At 70.0% G+C, this 21204-nt stretch carries 15 protein-coding genes; 11 read left to right on the forward strand and 4 right to left on the reverse strand.

Annotated features, from left to right (window positions below; genetic code table 11):
- Positions 1–6 precede the first annotated feature (6 nt).
- Entirely contained in the window at positions 7–621 is a 615-nt protein-coding gene (locus ACFVH2_RS15765) for a TetR/AcrR family transcriptional regulator (RefSeq protein WP_378423962.1), read from the reverse strand.
- A 266-nt stretch (positions 622–887) separates the two neighbouring features.
- Here ACFVH2_RS15765 and ACFVH2_RS15770 point away from each other — a divergent pair, with 266 nt between their 5' ends.
- Positions 888–1652, forward strand: a complete 765-nt coding sequence (locus ACFVH2_RS15770) for an oxygenase MpaB family protein (RefSeq protein ID WP_378424005.1) — start codon at positions 888–890, stop codon at positions 1650–1652.
- A gap of 270 nt (positions 1653–1922) precedes the next feature.
- On the opposite strand, the gene arr is transcribed toward ACFVH2_RS15770, so the two are convergent.
- A complete protein-coding gene (gene arr / locus ACFVH2_RS15775; protein ID WP_378423964.1) occupies positions 1923–2345 on the reverse strand; it encodes an NAD(+)--rifampin ADP-ribosyltransferase in 423 nt (140 codons plus the stop codon).
- A 712-nt stretch (positions 2346–3057) separates the two neighbouring features.
- Between arr and ACFVH2_RS15780 the strand changes: the two genes are divergently transcribed.
- The 6 genes from ACFVH2_RS15780 to ACFVH2_RS15805 all read left to right on the forward strand — a co-directional run bounded on the left by ACFVH2_RS15780 (position 3058) and on the right by ACFVH2_RS15805 (position 12776).
- A complete protein-coding gene (locus ACFVH2_RS15780) occupies positions 3058–4593 on the forward strand; it encodes a DUF1254 domain-containing protein (protein WP_378423966.1) in 1536 nt (511 codons plus the stop codon).
- A gap of 120 nt (positions 4594–4713) precedes the next feature.
- Entirely contained in the window at positions 4714–6306 is a 1593-nt protein-coding gene (locus ACFVH2_RS15785; RefSeq protein ID WP_378423968.1) for a serine/threonine-protein kinase, read from the forward strand.
- Positions 6307–6467: 161 nt separating this feature from the next.
- Entirely contained in the window at positions 6468–7688 is a 1221-nt protein-coding gene (locus ACFVH2_RS15790; RefSeq protein ID WP_378423970.1) for a thiolase family protein, read from the forward strand.
- Positions 7688–9793: a 3-hydroxyacyl-CoA dehydrogenase NAD-binding domain-containing protein gene (locus ACFVH2_RS15795; RefSeq protein ID WP_378423972.1), complete on the forward strand. Its 2106-nt coding sequence runs from the start codon at positions 7688–7690 to the stop codon at positions 9791–9793. Before ACFVH2_RS15790 ends, ACFVH2_RS15795 begins: the two co-directional genes overlap by 1 nt.
- A 315-nt stretch (positions 9794–10108) precedes the next feature.
- Entirely contained in the window at positions 10109–11125 is a 1017-nt protein-coding gene (locus tag ACFVH2_RS15800; protein WP_378423974.1) for an alpha/beta hydrolase, read from the forward strand.
- A gap of 205 nt (positions 11126–11330) precedes the next feature.
- Positions 11331–12776, forward strand: coding sequence for a sugar porter family MFS transporter (locus ACFVH2_RS15805; RefSeq protein ID WP_378423976.1), 1446 nt, complete (start codon positions 11331–11333; stop codon positions 12774–12776).
- A 24-nt stretch (positions 12777–12800) separates the two neighbouring features.
- On the opposite strand, the gene ACFVH2_RS15810 is transcribed toward ACFVH2_RS15805, so the two are convergent.
- Complete coding sequence (locus tag ACFVH2_RS15810; RefSeq protein WP_378423978.1) at positions 12801–14465, reverse strand: amidase; 1665 nt, start codon at positions 14463–14465, stop codon at positions 12801–12803.
- Positions 14466–14618: 153 nt separating this feature from the next.
- Positions 14619–16547, reverse strand: a complete 1929-nt coding sequence (gene dxs, locus ACFVH2_RS15815; RefSeq protein WP_378423980.1) for a 1-deoxy-D-xylulose-5-phosphate synthase — start codon at positions 16545–16547, stop codon at positions 14619–14621.
- Between the two features lie 196 nt (positions 16548–16743).
- Between dxs and glsA the strand changes: the two genes are divergently transcribed.
- The 4 genes from glsA (at position 16744) to ACFVH2_RS15835 (ending at position 21101) form a co-directional block, all read left to right on the forward strand.
- Positions 16744–18582, forward strand: a complete 1839-nt coding sequence (gene glsA / locus ACFVH2_RS15820; RefSeq protein WP_378423983.1) for a glutaminase A — start codon at positions 16744–16746, stop codon at positions 18580–18582.
- A gap of 61 nt (positions 18583–18643) precedes the next feature.
- Positions 18644–19630, forward strand: coding sequence for an ATP-binding cassette domain-containing protein (locus tag ACFVH2_RS15825; RefSeq protein ID WP_378423985.1), 987 nt, complete (start codon positions 18644–18646; stop codon positions 19628–19630).
- A complete protein-coding gene (locus ACFVH2_RS15830) occupies positions 19627–20466 on the forward strand; it encodes an ABC transporter permease (protein ID WP_378423987.1) in 840 nt (279 codons plus the stop codon). The genes ACFVH2_RS15825 and ACFVH2_RS15830 overlap by 4 nt, the downstream gene beginning before the upstream one ends.
- A gap of 8 nt (positions 20467–20474) precedes the next feature.
- Positions 20475–21101: an SIMPL domain-containing protein gene (locus tag ACFVH2_RS15835; RefSeq protein ID WP_378423988.1), complete on the forward strand. Its 627-nt coding sequence runs from the start codon at positions 20475–20477 to the stop codon at positions 21099–21101.
- Positions 21102–21204 lie beyond the last annotated feature (103 nt).

Genomic DNA, 21204 nt, shown 5'->3' on the forward strand with positions numbered 1-21204 from the left:
GGGGGCCTACCTGACCCCCGCGGCCGCGATCATCAACTCGGTACACCGCTGCACGAGGTCGGCCTCGTCGGCATCGACGGTCCCGTCGAGCCAGGCGGTCATCACCTGCGCGAGGCCGCCGACGACGAAGTGCGCCACCACGTCGAGCCGCGGGCCGGCCGGCAGCGAGTAGAAGTCGACCGCCTGCGCCGTGGTCAGCCCGGCGAACATCCGAGCGGATTCCAATCGGCGCTGCGCCAGAACCGAACTCACCGGGGCCGAGAAGATGATCCGGCCGAGACGCGGATCCTCGGCGACGGCTCGAACGATGTGGGCGACACCGGCACCGACCATTGCGCGCTCGCTCTGCGGAGCCTCGGCAACGGCGCGCAGCGTGCCCTCGGCGATCCGCTCGACGGCGTGGTCGTAGACGGCGACCAACAGCGCGTCCCGGTCGTCGAAGTTCTCGTAGAAGTAGCGCGTCGCGAGGCCGGCCCGCTTGCACACCCCGCGCACCGAGACCGCCGCCTCCCCGTCGTGTGCGCCGAGCAGGTCGAGGCCCGCCTCCATCAACTGCTTGCGCCGCTCGGCCCGCCGCTGATCGCCCTCCACACCCGCGTAGACCCGTGCCGACGACGTCATGCAGCCATCTTTCCACCGAAGCCTGGACGCCACACATATATGTGAGTACGGTCGTATTCAGATAGGCGAGGGAGTGCCGAACGAGGAGTCTGGAGGGGCAGATGTCGGTGGTACGTACAGACGGCGACGTGGCGGGCGACAACGAGCCGGCGCGGGATGCGTCGAGCGTGGCCGCCCCGCGGCCGCACGCGGCGTCCGGCGCCGATGGGTCCGTACGGGCGATCGACGGCGGGCCGGTGCTCCCCCAGATCGATGGCGTGTCCCTGATGGCCGGCGCGGCGAACGTCATCATGCAGCTCTCGTGGCCCGGCGTCGGCTACGGAGTGATGGAGAGCAAGGTCGAGTCGGGCCGACTGTTCGACCATCCGATCAAACGAAGCCGCACCACCCTCACCTACCTCGCGGTGGCGGCGATGGGTACCGACGAGGAGAAGAAGCTGTTCCGCCGGGGCGTCAACCGCGCGCACGCGCAGGTTCGTTCGACCGCCGAAAGCCCCGTGCAGTACAACGCCTTCGATCCGGAACTGCAGTTGTGGGTCGCGGCCTGCATCTACCGCGGCTTCGAGGACACGCACCGGGTCCTACGCGGCGAGTACGGCCGCGCCGAGCGCGAGTACTACTACCAGCGAGGCGCCGTGTTCGGCACCACGCTGCAGGTCAAGCAGGAGATGTGGCCCGAGCACCGGGACGCTTTCGAGCGGTACTGGACCGAGGCGATGAAGAAGGTGTCCATCGACGACGCCGTTCGCGCCCACCTCGACATCATCGCGCGCGCCGGTTTCGCCCACCCGATCCTCGCGAAGCTCCTCGGACCGCTGAATCTGTTCGTCACGAAGGGCTTTCTCCCGCAGGAGTTTCGGGACCAGATGCACTACTCGTGGACGAGCCGGGACCAGCGCCGCTTCGACCGGACGATGAAGGCGATCGCCACCGTCAACCGGTTCCTCCCGACGATCCTGCGCGAGTTCCCCTACAACTACCTGATGGCCGACCTGCGCTGGCGTATCCGCACCGGTCGCGCGCTGGTCTGATTCGGCGCAGCCAGGTGGCAGGACCGCGACGCGGTCCTGCCACCTGCTTGAATCGCCAACACAGTTGGCGATTGCCGCCGCTTTGACCTGCGGTGTGACAACCATCCTGACCACGACTGATCGCAATCGTTGTCATCAAAGTAGGCAATTGTTCGCTGTTGTTCGTCGGCGGTACGAAATCTGGTGGCGAGGGCGATCAGCGGACTGAAATTCCCCTCTGCGGTCTGCCTCAGCAGGTGCTGATGTCCTTCCTGTACCCCTACGCGCACCTCAGTTGAGGATCTCGCCACGCTCGCTCGAGAGAAGCTCCGACAGCCGCTCCCGCCAGGTCTGAAGCTGTTCGGGTGTCAGTCGCGTCCACTCGGTGATCTCTCCGACGACGCGCAGTGGGGCGCTACTGCGATACGACCGAGTGGGGTTACCGGGGAACTTCTTGTCAGTGACGTTCGGGTCATTGTCGAACTCCCCGGTTGGCTCTACTACATAAACTCGCGGAATTGCGTCACTCTCCGAGAGTTCTGCGGCGATCTGCGCAGCGAGGCCGGCTCCATCGACGAGGGCGGTGAAGTAGATGTGGTTCATCACGTTCTCAGGGCGGTAGTTCGACGGGCGGCCTGCGGTGAGGAACTCACCCACGCGCAGGTCCGCGATCGTGCCGTGGAAGAACGGTCCCTCGTCGAGCGGTCCGGACATCTGTAACCCTCTCGTCTACCTGGTGGGACGAGCGAGTCTTCCGCATCACCGGGGCCTTGCCGCAAGCCCCCACCCACGCCGTATCCTGAAGGTGGACGAGACGCCACCACTGTGCGCGCCCAACTCCCACACAGCACGGCGGCAGCCTGCACACTCAGCCGGACCAGCTGCGGTTCTACCGCCGCACCTCGCACTGGCGTCGATCCGTCTCGGAACATGTTCGGCGCTGAGCGCGAGCGGCCGCAACGCCGCGACGACGAACACCGCGATCGCCGCGACGAGAACGTGCGCGGAAGTCCACCCGGACGACCGCGTGACGTCTCCTTCGACAATGTTGGTGAGGCGCCGGCCCGATCAACCGGGTCGCCGCGACTTTCATGGCCGGTCAAACTACGCGACCCTGGATACCGTCGAGCGGGCGTGTGAAGGGCGCCACCGACCCGCCGCCGGATGCCAACTCGACCACATCGTCGAATACCGTCACCGGGACCCGCGCCGTCACACTCCCCACCGCCGTACACGGCCACCCCGACCCCGGGACGCCCACACCGAAGGTCACGACCCGACGAGCCGCCCCACCGATACCCGAGCAGGCAGAGACCACGGACGACCCGCCACCGTTCTGAGGAGGCCCGCGCCGTCGCAGACACGAATCGCGTGTGCGCGGTTTCCCCGACTCCTAGACTGATTCCGGTCGGTCTGGAGGCGCACCATGACAGCCACGAGCCCCGTCCTCGCACAGCGAGTTGCCCGGACACAGCGAGTTTCCCGGACACACCGAATCGTCCGGTGGGCGGTCGCCGCGACCGTCGCACTGGTCGTGGCGACCGCGCCACCGGTCACATCGCCGAGCGCCGCGGCATCCGCGGCGGACCCGCCACCGACCTGCCACGACTACGCCAGCTGCTATGCGATCGGCATGCTGGCCTACACATACGCGTATCCGCTGGTCATGACAGGGGTGACCGAGGGTGTCGGCACCAATGTGCCGAACGCGACGACGACACCGGGCCGCGCACCGGTCAACCAGTTCTCCAACAACGCGCTGCCGACCCCCGGCCCCACCGACATCGTCCTGCCGAACGTCAACACGCCGTACTCGGTCGCCTGGCTCGACCTACGCGAGGAACCCGTCGTCATGCACCTCCCGGACCTCGGGGGCCGCTTCTTCCTCATGGAGTCGATGGACGCTTGGACGAACGTCATTCCCAACTCGCCCGGCACCAGGACCGCCGCGACGGCCGGCGACTACGCCTACGTCGGGCCGGACTGGACCGGACCGCTGCCCGCGGGGCTCACCCAGGTGTTCCGGTTCCCGACCAACACGGTGTTCATCGCCGGCCGGACCTACTCGACCGGATCCGCGGCCGATCTCGCCGCGGTCACCGCCCTCCAGTCGCAGTACACCCTGACCCCACTGCACGCGTACGGGACGCCGTACAGTCCACCCGCTCGGTCCGGGTACGACCCGCACCTGGACACGACTGCGCCCTACACCCAGATAGACACCATGGACGCCGTGTCCTACTTCGCGAGGTTCGCGCAGTTGTGGCAGTCCAACCCGCCCCTCCCCGGTGACGCCGCGGCGGTCGACGCGCTCGCACGTGTCGGGCTGGTCCCCGGCAAGCCGTTCGACATCGACCAGCTCGACCCCGTGGCTCGCCAGGCCCTCACGGACGCGGCGCGCGAGGGCAACAAGATCGTGGACGCGGCCGCGAAGCGCACCTCACCGACGGTCACCAACTGGAACATGACCCTCGACCTCGGCGCATACGGGAGCAGATATCTCCTCCGCGCGGCGACGGCCCGCGGCGGCTACGGAGCCAACTACTTCCGGGACGCCGTCTATGCCGGCGCCCTCGAGGACGGCACCGGCCAGGCCCTCGGCGGGGCACATCGCTACACCCTGCACTTCGCCAAGGACGAGCTTCCGCCCGCCGATCCGCGGGCGTTCTGGTCGGTGACCCTGTACAACGTGCCCGGCGAAACACTGTTCCCCAATTCGACGAACCGGAACGCCCTCGGCATTCCGGCCGTCCAGGACCACCTGCCCTGCTTCGACGCCGACGGCTCGTTGACCTTCTACATCCAAGCCGCCCAACCGGATCCGACGACCGAGGCAACCAAGTACTGCAATTGGCTTCCCGCGCCCGAGGGGACCTTCGTACTCCTGCTGCGGATGTACTGGCCGACTCAGAAACTGTTCGACGGCAAGTGGATTCCCCCCGCCGTCCAGCAGGCCCCGTAGCCCACGACCTGCGACAGGTCGGCAAACCGGCCCCTTCGACGGGCCGGGATATGCTGGCGCGTATTTCCCGAACAGGATCAGGGGTGGAGCATCAGCGCGCGAGAACTGCAGCCCGGCAGCGTGTTCGCAGGTCACCGGATCGAGCGCCTTCTCGGGTCCGGCGGAATGGGAACCGTCTACCTCGCCAGGCACCCGAGCCTGCCGCGCCTCGTCGCACTGAAACTGCTCGATCCGGCCCTCACCAGCGATCCGCAGGGTCGTGACCGGTTCCTGCGCGAGGCCGACCACGCGGCGCGCCTCGACCACCCCAATATCGTCACCGTCTTCGACCGCGGAGCCGCAGGCGACCCGAACCACCGCACCGCCGGACACCAGCTGTGGCTCTCCATGCAGTACGTGGCCGGGACCGACGCGGCCGCCCCGCTTCGCCAGGGCCCGATGCCGGCCGCGCGGGCGGTCCGGATCGTGGCCGAGACGGCCCGCGCACTCGACTACGCGCATGCACACGGGGTGTTGCATCGCGACGTCAAGCCGGCGAACATCCTGCTGTCCGCACCGGTCGGCAGCGAGGGCGAGCGAGTCCTGTTGGCCGACTTCGGAATTGCCAAAGGTGTCGACGCTGCGGCGCTCACCCGCACCGGCACCGTGCTCGGCAGCCTGCAGTTCGCCTCACCCGAACAGATCCAGGGCCTGCCGCTCGACCCGCGCAGCGATCAGTACTCGTTGGGCTGCACGTTCTTTCAGCTGTTGACCGGCCAGCTTCCCTACCCGGGCTTCGATCCGGTTCACCTCTTGCACGCACATCTGTCACTTCCCGTTCCGCGGGTCTCCGAACGTCGACCCGACCTGCCGACCGCCTTGGACGGCGTGATCGCCCGGTCCATGGCCAAGGACCCCGGTCATCGGTACCCGTCGTGTGTCGCGTTCGCAGACGCGGCCTCGGCGGCACTCCATGCGGGATCCGCGCCGACCGCGGTCGCGCCGGCCCTGACCACCGTGCTCGCACCCCCAACGGTCGCGCACACAGCATTCGTGCCGGCGATGCCGACCACCGCGATACCCGCCACCCCGACGCCGACGCCGGCCCCGGTGCAGCCCGTGCGACGCCGGAGCCCAAGGCCCCTGGTGGTGGGCGGCACGCTGGTCGCCGTCGTTGCGGCCGCGGCGACGGCGTGGCTGATCGGCTCGTCGGGCCCCGACTCCCCCGGCGCCCCGGCCGCGGTCGGCATCTCGGCAACTGCGCCGGCGCCGACGCCCGCTCCCGTCGTCGCCGCGGCGCCCAGTGCGGCGGCGAACACCCCGGAATCGGCTCCGCCGCGCACGCACCCCCCGACCACGGTTCCCAGCGCCGCGGCCGCCGCCCCACCGGCCAAGGCCGCGGGCAAGGTGAAGGGCACCGACGCGCAGGGCTTCGTCGACGAGGAGGACGGACCGCGCTGCGACGACACCGACCCGGCGGTCGCAGTCGCGCGGACACCGAAGTCCGCGGTGGTGGTGTGCGAGACAGACAAGGGCCGCTACTACTACCGGGGCGTTCGCCGCAGCGACGGCGCCGACATCGAGCTCGACGACCCGCGTCCCACGTCGACCGGCTTCATCGCGTCGGACGACACTGCGACCTACACCCTCGACTCGAAGTCGCTCACCATCGCGCAGGACGGCGGGGTCGTGGCCCGCGAACCCGTGCTCGAGTACCGGTTCGGGGGTCACTGAACCGCGCCCCCACGGCCGCTCGCACTCCGCGTGCCGGTACCCCCGGTATTGACGTAGACTAAGTTACCGACCGGTAGCGTGCGTGGGACTGCGCGCTACGAGGGCAACCCGAGCCTCACCCCGGACGTTGGCGGTGAGCATCTCCACCAGGAGGAAACAGCGTGTCTCCATCCACTCAGCAGGGCCGCGGAGTCGTCTTCGTCGACGGCATCCGCACCCCGTTCGGCAAGGCCGGGGCCAAGGGCATCTACGCCGACACCCGCGCCGACGACCTCGTCGTCAAGGCCATCCGCGAGCTGCTGCGCCGCAACCCGCAGCTGCCGCCCGAGCGCATCGACGAGGTGGCCGTCGCCGCCACCACCCAGACTGGTGACCAGGGCCTGACCATCGGCCGCACCTCCGCGATCCTCGCGGGCCTGCCCGAGACCGTGCCCGGCTTCGCCATCGACCGCATGTGCGCAGGCGCGATGACCGCGGTCACCACCACCGCGTCCGGGATCGGCTTCGGCCAGTACGACGTCGTCGTCGCCGGCGGTGTCGAGCACATGGGCCGGCACCCGATGGGCGAGGGCGCCGACCCGAACCCGCGCTTCCTGGCCGACAAGCTCGTCGACCCCAGCGCCCTGGTGATGGGCAACACCGCCGAGAACCTGCACGACCGGTTCCCGGCCATCACCAAGGAGCGCACCGACGCCTACGCCGTCGCGTCGCAGAACAAGTACGACGCCGCCAAGAAGGCCGGCTTCATCGCCGACACCCTCGTGCCGGTCGCGACCCGGTCCGCGGCAGGCTGGGGACTGGCCACCGAGGACGAGCCGCCGCGCCCCGGCACCACCGTCGAGGACCTCGCCGCGCTCAAGACCCCGTTCCGCCCGGCCGGCCGCATCACCGCCGGTAACGCCGCGGGTCTCAACGACGGCGCCACCGCCGCGATCCTCGCCGGCGAGGACACCGCCGCCGAGCTCGGCCTGCCGGTCGCCATGCGGATGGTCGGCTTCGCGTACCAGGGCGTCGATCCCGCCGTCATGGGCATCGGACCGGTCCCCGCGACCGAGAAGCTGCTCGCACGCACCGGCCTGAAGATCGAGGACATCGGACTGTTCGAGATCAACGAGGCGTTCGCCGTGCAGGTGCTCGCCTTCCTCGAGCACTTCGGCATCGCCGACGACGACCCGCGGGTCAACCAGTGGGGCGGCGCCATCGCGTGCGGCCACCCGCTCGCGTCCTCGGGCGTGCGCCTGATGACCCAGCTCGCCCGCCAGTTCGCCCAGCGTCCCGACGTCCGCTACGGCCTGACCACCATGTGCATCGGTCTCGGCATGGGCGGAACCGTCATCTGGGAGAACCCCAACCACGCCGATTACGAAGCCGGAGTCGCGTAATGACTGACATCAAGACCGCATTCGCCGACGAGGTCGTGACGAACGCATACACCAAGATCATCTCGGTCCCCGGCATCGAGGGCCCGGTCGCGCTGATCACCCTCGACAACGGCTTCGACCACACCAAGCCGAACTCCTTCGGGCCCGCCGGCCTGCTGGCGTTCGACAAGGCCATCGACGAGGCCTTCGCCGCGAACCCGTCCGCCATCGCGGTGACCGGCAAGCCGTTCATCTTCGCCGCGGGCGCCGACCTCAAGGGCGTCCCGTCCATCACCACCCGCGAGCAGGGCGTCGAGCTGGGTCGCCTGGGCCACAAGGTGTTCCGTCGCCTGCGCGAGTCCTCCGTCCCGACCTTCGCGTTCGTCAACGGCGTCGCGCTCGGCGGCGGCCTCGAGGTCGGGCTGCACTGCCACTACCGCACGTTCGCGGACAACGTCGGCGCGCTCGGCCTGCCCGAGGCGATGCTCGGCCTGGTTCCCGGCTGGGGCGGAACGCAGTTGCTGCCCAACCTGATCGGACCGTCGAACGCCGTCACCGTCGCGGTCGAGAACCCGCTCAACAACGGCAAGGTCATCAACTCGAAGAAGGCCCTCGAGCTCGGTATCGCCGACGTGGTGCTCGGCTCCGCCGACTTCCTCGAGCAGTCCCTCGCCTGGGCCGCACAGGTTGTCGCCGGCACCGTCACCCCCGCCCGCCCGGAGATCGACCGCGGCGCCGGCTGGGACGAGGCCATCACCCGCGCCAAGGCGATCGTCGCCGGCAAGACCAAGAACAACGCCCCCGGCGCGGTTCGCACGGTCGAACTGCTCGAGCTCGCGCGCACCACCGACCTGTCCGACCCCGCCTCGCTCGACGCCGGTTTCGCGGCCGAGGACGAGGCCCTCGCGGACCTGCTCATGACCGACGAGCTGCGCGCCGGCCTCTACGCCTTCGACCTGGTCAACAGGCGGGCCAAGCGTCCCGCCGGCGCCCCGGACAAGTCGCTGGCCCGCAAGGTGTCCGGTGTCGGCATCGTCGGCGCCGGCCTGATGGCCAGCCAGCTCGCGATGCTGTTCGTCAAGCAGCTCAAGGTGCCGGTGATCCTCACCGACATCGACCAGGACCGCATCGACAAGGGCGTGGGCTACGTGCACGCCGAGATCGACAAGCTGCAGGGCAAGGGCCGGCTGTCCCCGGACGCCGCGAACCGCCTCAAGGCCCTGGTGTCCGGCTCGCTGGACAAGGCCGCATTCGCCAAGACCGACTTCGTCATCGAGGCCGTCTTCGAGAACATGGACGTCAAGAAGAAGGTGTTCGCGGAGCTCGAGGAGCACATCGCCCCCGAGACCATCCTGGCGACCAACACCTCCTCGCTGTCGATCACCGAGATGGCGTCCGAGCTGAAGCACCCGGAGCGCGTGGTCGGGTTCCACTTCTTCAACCCGGTCGCGGTGCTGCCGCTGCTCGAGATCATCCGGGGCGAGCAGACCGACGACGCCACCCTGGCAACGGCGTTCGCCACCGCGAAGTCGCTGCGCAAGTCCGCGGTGCTCTGCGGCGACAAGGCGGGCTTCGTGTTCAACCGTCTCGTCACCCGCACCCTCGGCGAGGTCATGACCGCCGTCGACGAGGGCACGCCGTTCGACGTGGCCGACAACGCCGTGGGCGCACTCGGCATGCCGATGACCCCGTTCACCCTGCTCGCGCTCGTCGGTCCCGCAGTCGCACTGCACACCGGCGAGACGCTGCAGGCGTCCTACCCCGACCGGTTCACGTCCTCCCCCGGCCTCGAGGCACTGGTGGAGGCCCGCAAGCCGGGCGTGTGGACCTACGGGCCCGAGGGCCAGGTCGTCGACCCCGAGGTCGCCGCGCTGTGGCCGCAGGGCGACAAGGTCTCCACCGCGGAGGAGGTGCTTGAGCGGACCCGCCGGGCGATGGCCGAGGAGATCCGGATCATGCTCGAGGAAGGCGTGGTCGCGGCGGCCGAGGACATCGACCTGTGCCTGATCCTCGGCGGCGGCTTCGGCTTCTGGAACGGTGGCATCACCCCGTACCTGGACCGCACCGGGACCTCCGAGGCCGTCAACGGCAAGCGATTCCTGGCCGAGGGCGTCGCCAGCGTCTAGCCGGGACGGCCATGTCACGAAACGGGCGCGATACGGGAACTTCCCGTGTCGCGCCCGTTTCGCATGTCGGGCCGTTGGCGGCGCTCCTGCGCCTGCGACCTGCGGAGACAACCTGATCGCGGCGCATCCGCGCACAGGTGAAGATCCGGACACATCTCGCCTCGACGACGTTTGGTGGGCTCGCGCCCGCGGATGAGGCGTTAGGGTGCATGGGCCCGTGAACAGCGGCTGTGCATGGCCGCGCCGACGAAAGGCCGAAACAGAATGCAGTCAAGACGTCTGACAGGCGGGAGAGCCACACGGCTCAAGCGCTCGATGCTGGTGTCGCTGGCGATGCTGCTACCGCTCGGGGTGTCGGTAGCAGGTCCCGTCGGCACCGCATCGGCCGCCTTCGACAGGAACTTCGGGTCCGACTTCTGGGTCGACTCCGACATGGGACCGATCAAGTCCCGCGTCTTCCGTGCGGCCAACGGAAACACCGACCGCGTGGTGTACGCGCTGGACGGGATGCGCGCCCGCAACGACCTCAACGGCTGGGAGATCGAGACCAACGTCGCCCGGGCGCTGACGGCCGCGAACATCAACGTCGTCATGCCGGTCGGTGGCGAGTCCAGCTTCTACGCGGACTGGAACGCGCCGAGTACCTGGGGACCGGGAGAACTCGGGTCCTCCTCGGGCAGCTCCGGCGGCTCGTCGGGGATCGGGAGCTCCGACGCCGCAGCCGACGCGGACGGCAAGGCCAACACCTACCGGTGGGAAACCTTCCTCACCCGGCAGCTGCCGGCCGCACTGAACAATCGGCTCGGGTTCAGCTCGACCCGCAACGGCGTGTTCGGCCTGTCGATGGGCGGCAGCGCCGCGCTGACCCTGGCCGCCTACTTCCCGCAGCAGTTCAGCTTCGCGGGCTCGTACTCCGGCTTCCTCAACAACTCGGCGCCCGGCATGCGTGAGGCCCTACGCGTCGCCATGATCTCCGCCGGCGGCTTCAACATCGACGCGATGGCGCCGCCGTGGGGTCCGCAGTGGCTGCGGATGGACCCGTTCGTGTTCGCCCCGCGCCTCAAGGACAACAACACGCGACTGTGGATCTCGTCCGGCAGTGCCGTGCCCGGCCAGGGCGATGTCACCGATGCGCTCGGCATCGTGCAGGCCGTGCCGCTGGAAGCACTGGCGCTGATCAACACTCGCGCCTTCGAGGTCCGGATGGCCACCCTCGGCGCCCGCAACGTCCACTACGACTACCCCGCCACGGGCGTACACAACTGGAAGAACTGGGAGGACCAGGTCAACCGGATGATCCCCGACCTGTCGGCCAGTATCGGTAGACGCTGACGTCCAGGTAGCTCCGCGCCCCGGGCAGCCCGCCCGGGGCGCGGAATGCGTGGAGGGCGTCCGGCACGGCCCTCCCGGCGATCGCCCGCGACTGCGGACCGGCCGTGGAAGGCGCGCGCGGGCAACCGATTCGCAGTAGCGTCAGAGTGCTCCGGGTGTTGCACGACGCAATGGGGCGTCGACCGCGGGGCGCTGGGGGTCGGCCATGGCAAGCAGCGACACCGTCTACGGCGGCCCCGGCAACGGCGCGGCGCGAGCTGACATCGGACACGCCGTCATGTTCGCCGCCGCCGCGGCACTCGGCGGCTTCCTGTTCGGCTACGACACCGCGGTCATCAACGGCGCGGTCGGCGCCATCCGCGACAAGTACGACATCGGTGCCGGCGGAACGGGTCTGACCGTCTCGCTGACCCTGCTCGGTGCCGCACTCGGCGCCTGGATCGCGGGCGAACTCGCCGACCGGCTCGGCCGGATCCGCGTGATGCGCATCGCCGCCGTGCTGTTCGTCGTCGGCGCCCTCGGCTCGGCGTTCCCGTTCAGCGTGTACGACCTCACCGCCTGGCGGGTGCTCGGCGGCGTCGCGGTCGGCGTCGCGTCGGTGATCGCGCCCGCCTACATCGCCGAGATCTCCCCCGCCGCCATCCGCGGCCGCCTCGGGTCGATGTACCAGCTCGCGATCGTGCTCGGCATCGCGGTCTCGCAGCTGGTCAACTACGCGCTGAACGCGGCCGCCGGCGGCGCGCGGGGCGAACTCGCCGGGGTCGAGGCCTGGCAGTGGATGCTCGCACTCGAGGCCGTACCGGCGCTGCTCTACCTGGTGATGACGTACACCATCCCCGAGTCACCGCGCTTCCTCGTGGCCCGCAGCCGCGACGAGGAGGCCCGGGTGATCATCTCCGGCCTCGAGGGCGGCGACCGCGAGGCGGTGACCGTCCGAATGGACGAGATCCGCGCCTCGCTCAGCGAGCACCGGACGAAAACCTCGGTGCGCGAACTGTTCTCCAAGCGTTTGGGCGTGGCGCCACTGGTGTGGGTGGGCATCGCGCTGGCCGCGCTGCAGCAGTTCGTCGGGATCAACGTGATCTTCTACTACTCGAGCACCCTGTGGCAGGCCGTCGGATTCGGCGAGGATCGGTCGCTGTTCATCAGCGTCGTCAGCGCACTGGTCAACATCGTCGGTACCTTCGTCGCGATCGCGGTGATCGATCGGATCGGCCGCCGGCCGCTGCTGCTGATCGGTTCGATCGGCATGGCCGTCTCCCTCGGCACCGCGGCCGTCTGCTTCCACTCGGCGGTCGTGACCACCAACGACATCGGCGAGTCCGTCGCCACCCTGGAGGGCGTCAACGGCACGATCGCGCTGATCGCCGCCAACGCGTTCGTGTTCTTCTTCGCCTTCTCCTGGGGCCCGGTGGTGTGGGTACTCATCAGCGAGATGTTCCCGAACCGGGTGCGGGCGGCCGCGGTGGGCATCGCAACCGCCGCCAACTGGGTGGCGAACTTCCTCGTGTCCGCGACGTTCCCAGCCCTCGCGGACTGGAATCTCTCGCTCACCTACGGCGGCTACGCGGTGATGGCCGCGGTGTCCTTCGTGGTCGTGTGGAAGCTGGTCGCCGAGACCCGGGGCCGAACGCTCGAGGCGGCGGGCTGAGCCGGAGACGTGGCGGCCCCTGGATCACACCGAGACGTCGACGGTAGTGGGAGCGAAGCGGAAGGCCGGCGGGGCGGCGTCGGTGTTCGTCGGGTCCGGGCCGGGGCCCGGCTTCGTGCGGGTGGCCTCGGGGATGGTCCGCGGGGACGCCGGGAGTTCCGGTGCGTCACGCCAGTGCGGGCGTGCCGCCTGCAGCTCGAGTGCCAGCGAGATCAGTCCCGCCTCGTCCCACGGCTTTCCGCCGATCTGGACCCCGAACGGGATGCCGGTGGCCGCGGACCGGCCGGCCGGCGTGCAGACGACGGGTGCGCCACTGAGATTCGCCCACTGCGCGGCGCCGTTGACATAGTGGTTCGGGCCTGCACCCCGGCGCATCCCGTCGTGAATGGAGCCGGGAACCAGTACGGCATCCAGCCGAGACTCGGTGAACAGACGATTGTAGGCCCGCTGATACGTGGTGCGCTCGCGTCCGAGCTTCCACTGGTCGGCGACCGGCCCGGCGAGGGCCGCGACGGCGGCGGTCACCTGAGCCGCGTTGACCGGGTCGTACGACCCGACCCGATCCGAGAACTGCTGGTGGAAGGCACCGGCCTCGAACTGGTCGCCGAGCAGCAGGCCCTTCGGCAGCGGCGGCATGGTGACGTCGACGATCTCACCGCCGAGTTCGCGCACCAGACCGAGGAAGTCGTCGAACAGCGCGGCGGTCGCCTGCGGCAGGTCGTCCGTCACGGTCGCGGGCAGACCGAACACCTTGCCCGACAATGGCTTCCGGCCGCCACGCGCGACGAGGGGGTAGCCGTCGGCACCGACGTCCGGCCCGAGCAGGGTGACGGGGTCGTGGGGGTCCGCACCCGCCATGTGGGCGAGCAGCAATGCGGCGTCGGCGACGCTGCGTCCCATCACACCGACGTGGTCGCGGTTCCACGCCACCGGGATCACCCCGTAGGTGCTGCACCGACCGAACGTCGGCTTGATCGAGGTGACTCCGCACACGGACGCCGGGAACCGGAGGGAGCCACCGGTGTCCGTTCCGGTGGCCAGCGGCGCGAACCTCGCCGCGAGCACCGCGGCGCTGCCTCCCGACGAGCCGCCGACCGACGCCGCCGTGTCCCAGGGGTTGCCGGTCTGCGGAGTGCCGGAGCCGAGGGCGAACTCGTGCGTGTGCGCGTGACCGATCAGGACCATGCCCGACTCGCGCAGCCGACGCCACACCGTCGCGTCACCCGCGGCGATGTTGCCCTCGAGGACGCGGCTGGATGCGGTCAGCGGCAGTCCTTCGACGGCGAACAGGTCCTTCAGCGCGATCGGCAGCCCACACACCAGCGGTGCGGCACCGTCCCGACGCACCCCTGCCTCGGCAAGCCTGTCGCCCGCGCGCTGGGCCTGCTCGCGCGCGACGTCGGGGTAGATGCGCACCCAGGAGCCGATGTCGCCGTCGTGCCCGGCGCTGCGCGCGAGGCACGCGTCCAGCAACTCCCGCGGATGCAACTTGCGTTCCTGCAGCAGGCTGGCCGCCTCGACGGCGCTGAGCAGCGCCGGGTCGGTGACGGTGATGGAAGCGGAGTCGGGCAGTGTCCGCTCGCGTCGGTGGATCCGCGCGCCGGCGTTCGCCTGGCCCCCCATTCCGAGAGCGGCGGCGCCGGCTCCGGCAGCGGTGATGAACGTCCTGCGTGAAAAGCCTGCGTGCATCTGCCTCTCCCAGTCGAACTCCTGACAAACTCCTGACGAACTCCTGACGAACTCCTGACGAACGCAAGAGACTACATGAACGGGCGTTCAGCAGGCGGGTGGTGATCCCGCGATGTAGGACGACAACCGGGTTCGACGACTGCGATGCGCCGACTACCCCTGGCCGACGCCGGCAGAGCCGGATCCCAGTCCCGTCGCGGTCCGTTCGTCGGATCCGATGGCCGAGACCCAGCCGGTGATCTGACGCGCCAGATCCTGTGCCGTGAGGCCGATCTCGGCGAGGATCTCGCCGCGGGAGGCGTGGTCGAGGAACTGCTGCGGCACCCCCACGTCCCGCGCCGGGGTGTCCACCCCGGCCGCGCGCAGGGCGGCGGACACGCTGGACCCGATGCCGCCGTGCACGCCGCTGTCCTCGAGGGTCACGACCATGCCGAAGTCGGCGCCGAGGTCGACCACCGACTGCGGCACCGGCAGCACCCAGCGCGGGTCCACGACCGCGGCCGTGATGCCCTGCTGAGCCAGCCGCTCGGCGGTCTCGAGCGCCACCGCCGCGAACGGGCCGACGGCCACGATCAGCACATCGCCTCGTCGTCCGTCCGGCATGGCGAGGACGTCGAGCACACCGTCGATCCGCTCCACCGCCGGGATGTCGTCACCGACGGATCCCTTCGGGAAGCGCAGGGCGGTCGGGCCGTCGCCGACCGCGAGGGCCTCGTCGAGCTCCTCACGCAGGGTCGCCGCGTCGCGCGGGGCCGCGACCCGCATGCCGGGCACGATGCCGAGCAGCGAGAAGTCCCACATGCCGTTGTGGCTGGCACCGTCCGCCCCGGTCACGCCCGCTCGGTCGAGGACCAGCGTCACCGGCTGACCGAGCAGCGCGACGTCCATCAGCAACTGGTCGAACGCGCGGTTGAGGAATGTGGAGTAGACCGCGACCACCGGGTGCAGGCCGCCGAGCGCGAGGCCCGCCGCCGAGGTCACCGCGTGCTGCTCTGCGATCCCGACGTCGAACATCCGGTCCGGGAACCGGTCGCCGAAGGCGGCGAGGCCGGTCGGTCCGGGCATCGCCGCGGTGATCGCGACGACGTCCTCGCGTTGCTCGGCCTGCGCGATGAGTTCGTCGGAGAACACCGACGTCCACCCCGGCGCCGGCGCGGCGGTCGCGGCGCCCGCCTTCGGGTTGATCGCGTGCATCTGGTCGGCCTCGTGGTTCTCCGCAGGCGCGTAGCCCATGCCCTTGCGGGTGACGGCGTGCACGATCACCGGTCCGCCGAAGTCCTTCGCCCGGCGCAGCGCCGACTCGAGCGCGACCTGGTCGTGCCCGTCGACCGGGCCGAGGTACTTGATGCCCAGGTCGGTGAACATCACCTGCGGGCTGACCATGTCCTTGATGCCGGCCTTCATGCCGTGCAGCAACTGGTAGGCGGCGCGACCGACCCACGGCATCTTCTTGACCAGCCGGCGGCTGTTGTCGAGGACCTTCTCGTAGCCCGGCTGCAACCGCAGCGCCGCCAGGTGGTCGGCGAGACCCCCGATGGTCGGGGCGTAGGAGCGGCCGTTGTCGTTGACGACGATGACCACCGACCGGTCGCTGCCCGCGGCGATGTTGTTGAGCGCCTCCCAGCACATGCCGCCGGTCAGCGCGCCGTCACCGACGACCGCCACCACGTGCCGATTCTGACCGGTCAGCTCGAACGCCTTCGCCAGCCCGTCCGCGTACGAGAGCGCGGCGGACGCGTGCGAGGACTCGACCCAGTCGTGTTCGCTCTCCGCGCGGCACGGGTAGCCGGACAGGCCGCCCTTCGTGCGCAGCGTGTCGAACTGGTCCTTGCGGCCGGTGACGATCTTGTGCACGTAGGCCTGGTGGCCGGTGTCGAAGATGATCGCGTCGTTGGGTGAGTCGAAGGTTCGGTGCAGGGCGAGCGTGAGCTCGACGACGCCGAGATTCGGGCCGAGGTGCCCGCCCATCGCGGAAACCTTGTGCACGAGGAACTCGCGCACCTCGGCGGCCAACTCACGCATCTGCGGAATGGTCAGGCCGCGAAGGTCACCGGGCGTCTGAACTCGAGAAAGAACACCCAACGAGATCGCTCCCTCCGAGGAAACACCGCAACCGCCAGCCGGTCGACCGACCCAGTCTACGGAGGCCGGAACTCACCGGGCACCAGGCGTACCCGCGCGCGGCGCGGCGCAGTCGCGCTGCCAGCTTCATTATGCCGAACGAGGTGAGTCAGTTCACAGCTCGCGGGCCGCCGCGAACGATGCCAGTCTTGTCGCCATGCGCAACGTGGTGGACGCGATCATCGGTGAAGTGTTCGCACTGTGCCGGGACAATCGGACGGGCGAACTCGCCGACTACATTCCCGAACTGGCCGCGGTCCCCGCCGACGAGTTCTCACTGTGCCTGGCCACCAGCGACGGGTTCGTCTACGAGGCGGGCGGGTCCGGCACCGAGTTCACCATCCAGTCGATCTCCAAACCCCTCACCTACGGCCTCGCCCTCGCGGACCGCGGACTCGCCGCCGTCGCGGAGAAGATCGACGTCGAACCCTCGGGGGAACCGTTCAACGAGATCAGCCTCGACCCGCTGACCGAGCGGCCGCGGAACCCGATGATCAACGCGGGCGCGATCACCTCGGCGTCACTGATCGCGGGCGCGGACCCGGCGGAGCGCTTCGAGCGACTGCGACGCTGCTACTCGACCTACGCCGGACGCGAGCTGACCATGAACGCAGACGTGTACGCCTCCGAGGCCCGCACCGGGCACCGGAACCGGGCCATCGGACACATGCTGCGCTCGTTCGACATCATCACCGGCGATCCCGACGAGGCCGTCGACCTGTACTTCCGGCAGTGCTCGATCAACGTGACGTCCCGGGACCTCGCGGTGATGGCCGCGACGCTGGCCAACAACGGGACCAACCCGCTCACCGGCGAACAGGCGCTGGCGCCCACCCTGGTCGAACGCGTGCTGAGCGTGATGACCTCGTGTGGCATGTACGACGGGGCCGGCGACTGGATCGCGCGGGTCGGGCTACCCGCCAAGAGCGGGGTCGGCGGCGGCATCCTCGCCGTCCTCCCCGGGCAGATCGGCATCGCCGTGCACTCGCCGCGGCTCGACTCGCACGGCAACAGCGTGCGCGGTGTGCAGGCCTGCCAGGAACTCTCCCGACGGCTGGAACTGCACTTCCTGCACGTCACCCGCGCCGCGCGTTCGGCGATCCGGTCCAGCTACACGGTCGGCGAGGCGCCCTCGCGGCAGCGGCGCAGCGGTCCCGAGCTGGACACCCTCGAGCGGCTCGGGGACCGCGCCCGCATCTACGAACTGCACGGCGACCTGCTGTTCGCCGGCGCCGAGACCGCGGTCCGGGAGATCGGCGACCGTGGCGACGGCCTGGAGGCACTGGTCGTGGACATGCGGCGGGTCGACGAGGTGAGCGAGGTGGCGCGGCGGATGCTCGCCGACCTGCACGACGCGCTCGACGCGCAGGGCTGCCGGGCCGCCTTCGTCGACCCCGAGGGACTGCTCGGCTACACCCGTTCGACCATCGCACCGACCGGCGCCGGCGGTCGGGTGTTCGTCGACCTCGACAGCGCGCTCGAGTGGTGCGAGGAGGTGCTCCTGGACCTGCACTGTGGCGCCGACCGGACCCCGGCGGAACTTCCACTCGCCGAGCACCCCCTGCTCGCCGAGCTGACCGGGCCGCAGCGCGAACGGTTCGCGGCCGACCTCGAGATCCGCGAGATCGCGGGCGGCGAGACGGTGGTGCGGCGCGGCGACGCCGCGGCAGGCATCTTCCTCATCCTGTCCGGCCGCGTCAGCACGGTGGTCACCGGCGCTGACGGGACACCACATCGGATCACCACGCTCGGGGCGGGCATGACGTTCGGGGAGATGCCGACGCTCATCGGCGGCACGTTCCTCAACGACGTGCGCACCGACAGCCCGGTGCGTCTCGCGGTGCTGCCACCGCAGCGGTTCGCGGCCCTGACCGCCGAGGCACCCGAACTCAAGCTGGCCCTCCTGGACCGGCTGGCCAAGGGCGCGTACGCGCAGCTCGACACCGCGATTCGCACGATCACCACAACCGCGCGTCCGTTGATCCGCGCGCGGTGACACCGGACCCGTTCGGGTAAATCCGTTGCCCGAACCACCGAAATCGGACAGGGTGGACCCCATGCGCGCCGACACCGATCTCGCGATCGAAACCCGTGGCCTCGTCAAACGATTCGGATCCAACGTCGCGGTGGACGGCGTGGACCTCGCCGTCCCGGCCGGCGGCGTGTACGGCGTCCTCGGCCCCAACGGAGCAGGCAAGACCACCACGATCAGGATGCTCGCCACCCTGCTCGAGATCGACGACGGCACCGCCCGCGTGCTCGGCCACGACGTCCGGCGCGAGGCGGACACCGTCCGCGGCAAGGTCTCGCTGACCGGTCAGTTCGCCTCCCTCGACGAGGACCTGACCGGCACCGAGAACCTGCTCCTGCTGGCGCGGCTCTACGGCTTCTCCCGTGCCGCTGCCCGCGACCGTGCCGCTCGGTTGCTGGCCGCGTTCGACCTCGGCGAGGCCGGATCGCGACAGGTGAAGAACTTCTCCGGCGGCATGCGGCGGCGACTCGACATCGCGGCGAGCATCATCGTCACCCCCGAGCTGATCTTCCTCGACGAACCGACCACCGGCCTCGACCCGCGCAGCCGCAACCAGGTCTGGGAGATCGTTCGCGCGCTCGTCGACGGCGGCACCACCGTGCTGCTGACCACCCAGTACCTCGACGAGGCCGACCAACTCGCGGACCGGGTCGCGGTCATCGACCACGGGCGGGTGATCGCCGAGGGCACCACCGGCGAGCTCAAGGCCTCGGTCGGGTCGGGCGCACTGCACGTGCGGGTCGCCGATCCGTCCCGGCGGCCGGCCGCCGCGCTGCTGCTCACCGACATCCTCGGGGTCGAGGTCGCCGAGGAGAGCGATCCCGCGGCACTGACCGCCCGCACCGACGATCCCGGGCGGGTGGCCCGGGCGCTGCCCGCGCTGCACGAGGCGGGGATCGAGGTCACCACGTTCGCGCTCGGCCAGCCGAGCCTCGACGAGGTGTTCCTGGCCCTGACCGGCCACTCCGCCGAATCCGACGCACCGCAGACCTCGAGGGAGACCGCCTCATGACCTCCACCGCCGAACGTACCGACCCCACCGCCACCGCCGTCGGCGAGGCGCTCGCGCTCGACGGCCCCCGGCCCGCCCGGCCCAGCGGGCTGACCGCGGCGTTGTCCTTCGGCTGGCGCGCGCTGCTGAAGATCAAGCACGTCCCCGAGCAGCTCTTCGACGTGACCATGTTCCCGATCATGTTCACGTTGATGTTCACCTACCTGTTCGGCGGTGCCCTCGCGGGATCGACCGAGGCCTACGTGCAGTTCCTGATTCCCGGGATCCTGGTCCAGACGGTCGTCATGATCACCATGTACACCGGGCTGACCCTCAACAAGGACATCGAGAAGGGCGTCTTCGACAGGTTCCGGTCGCTGCCGATCTGGCGGCCCGCTCCCCTGGTCGGCGCGTTGTTCGGCGACGTCGTCCGCTACACCATCGCGTCGGTGATCGTGATGATCCTCGGCCTGATCCTGGGTTTCCGGCCCGGGGGCGGGGTACTGGGGGTGGTCGCCTCCGTCGCGCTGCTGCTGCTGTTCTCGTTCAGCATGTCGTGGATCTGGACGATGTTCGCGATGCTGATGCGCACCGAGCAGGCGGTGATGGGCGTGTCGATGTTCATCCTGTTCCCGCTCACCTTCGCGAGCAACATCTTCGTGGACCCGTCCACGATGCCCGGGTGGCTCCGGTCGTTCGTCGACGTCAACCCGATCAGCAAGCTGGTGACCGCGATCCGAGGTCTGATGGCAGGCAGCCTCGAGTTCGCCCAGTTGGGCATCGTGCTCGCCTGGTGCGCCGGATTCGTCCTGGTCTTCGGCCCGATCACCATGCGCCTGTACAACCGGAAGTCGTGAGGAGCGCGATGAAGTCGTCCGTCACCGTCACCGGCCACGGGGTGTCCGCCGCCGTTCCCGACGTCATGCGGGTCACGGTGTCGGTGGAGGTCCGCCGCCCGGACGTGGCCGCCGCGTTCGACCGGGCAGCCGAGGCGGCCCGGGCCGTGTCCGCGGCCCTGCACGCGGCGGGGGTCGCACCGGCCGACGTCGCGACCACCGGACTGTCGGTGCACGCGGACACCGTGTGGCAGGAGGGCGCCGGCCAGCAGGTGGTGGGCTACGTCGCGAGCACCTCCCTCTCGGTGACCCTGCGGGAGCTGTCCGAGCCCGGTCGGGTGATCGGCGAGTGCGTGGCCGCGGGCGGCGACGACGTCCGGCTCGGTGGGCTGGAACTGGCCGTCGCGGAGCAGGCGGCGCTGCTGAGCGCGGCACGCGACGCCGCGTTCGCGGACGCCCTGACCAAGGCGACGCAGTTCGCTCGCCTGTCCGGCCGCGAACTGGGCAAGGTGCTCGAGGTGTGCGAGGGCGCCGAGCCGACGGCCACCCCGCGGCCGATGCTGCGTGCCGCGAGCGTCGCGCACGACGCGATGCCGATCGAGCGCGGCGAGACCGAACTGTCCGCGTCGGTGCGGGTGCGCTGGCGTCTGGTCTGACCCGCGACACGGAGCCGGGGGGGCCCCGCGCGGGGGGGGGGGCGGCGCGGTGGGGGGGCTGGGGCGGAACGTAGCCGTCAGCACGACCGCCAGCGGGTGGGTG

It is taken from the genome of Rhodococcus sp. NPDC127527 (assembly GCF_042672245.1).
In the GTDB taxonomy this organism is placed as follows: Bacteria; Actinomycetota; Actinomycetes; order Mycobacteriales; family Mycobacteriaceae; genus Rhodococcus_G.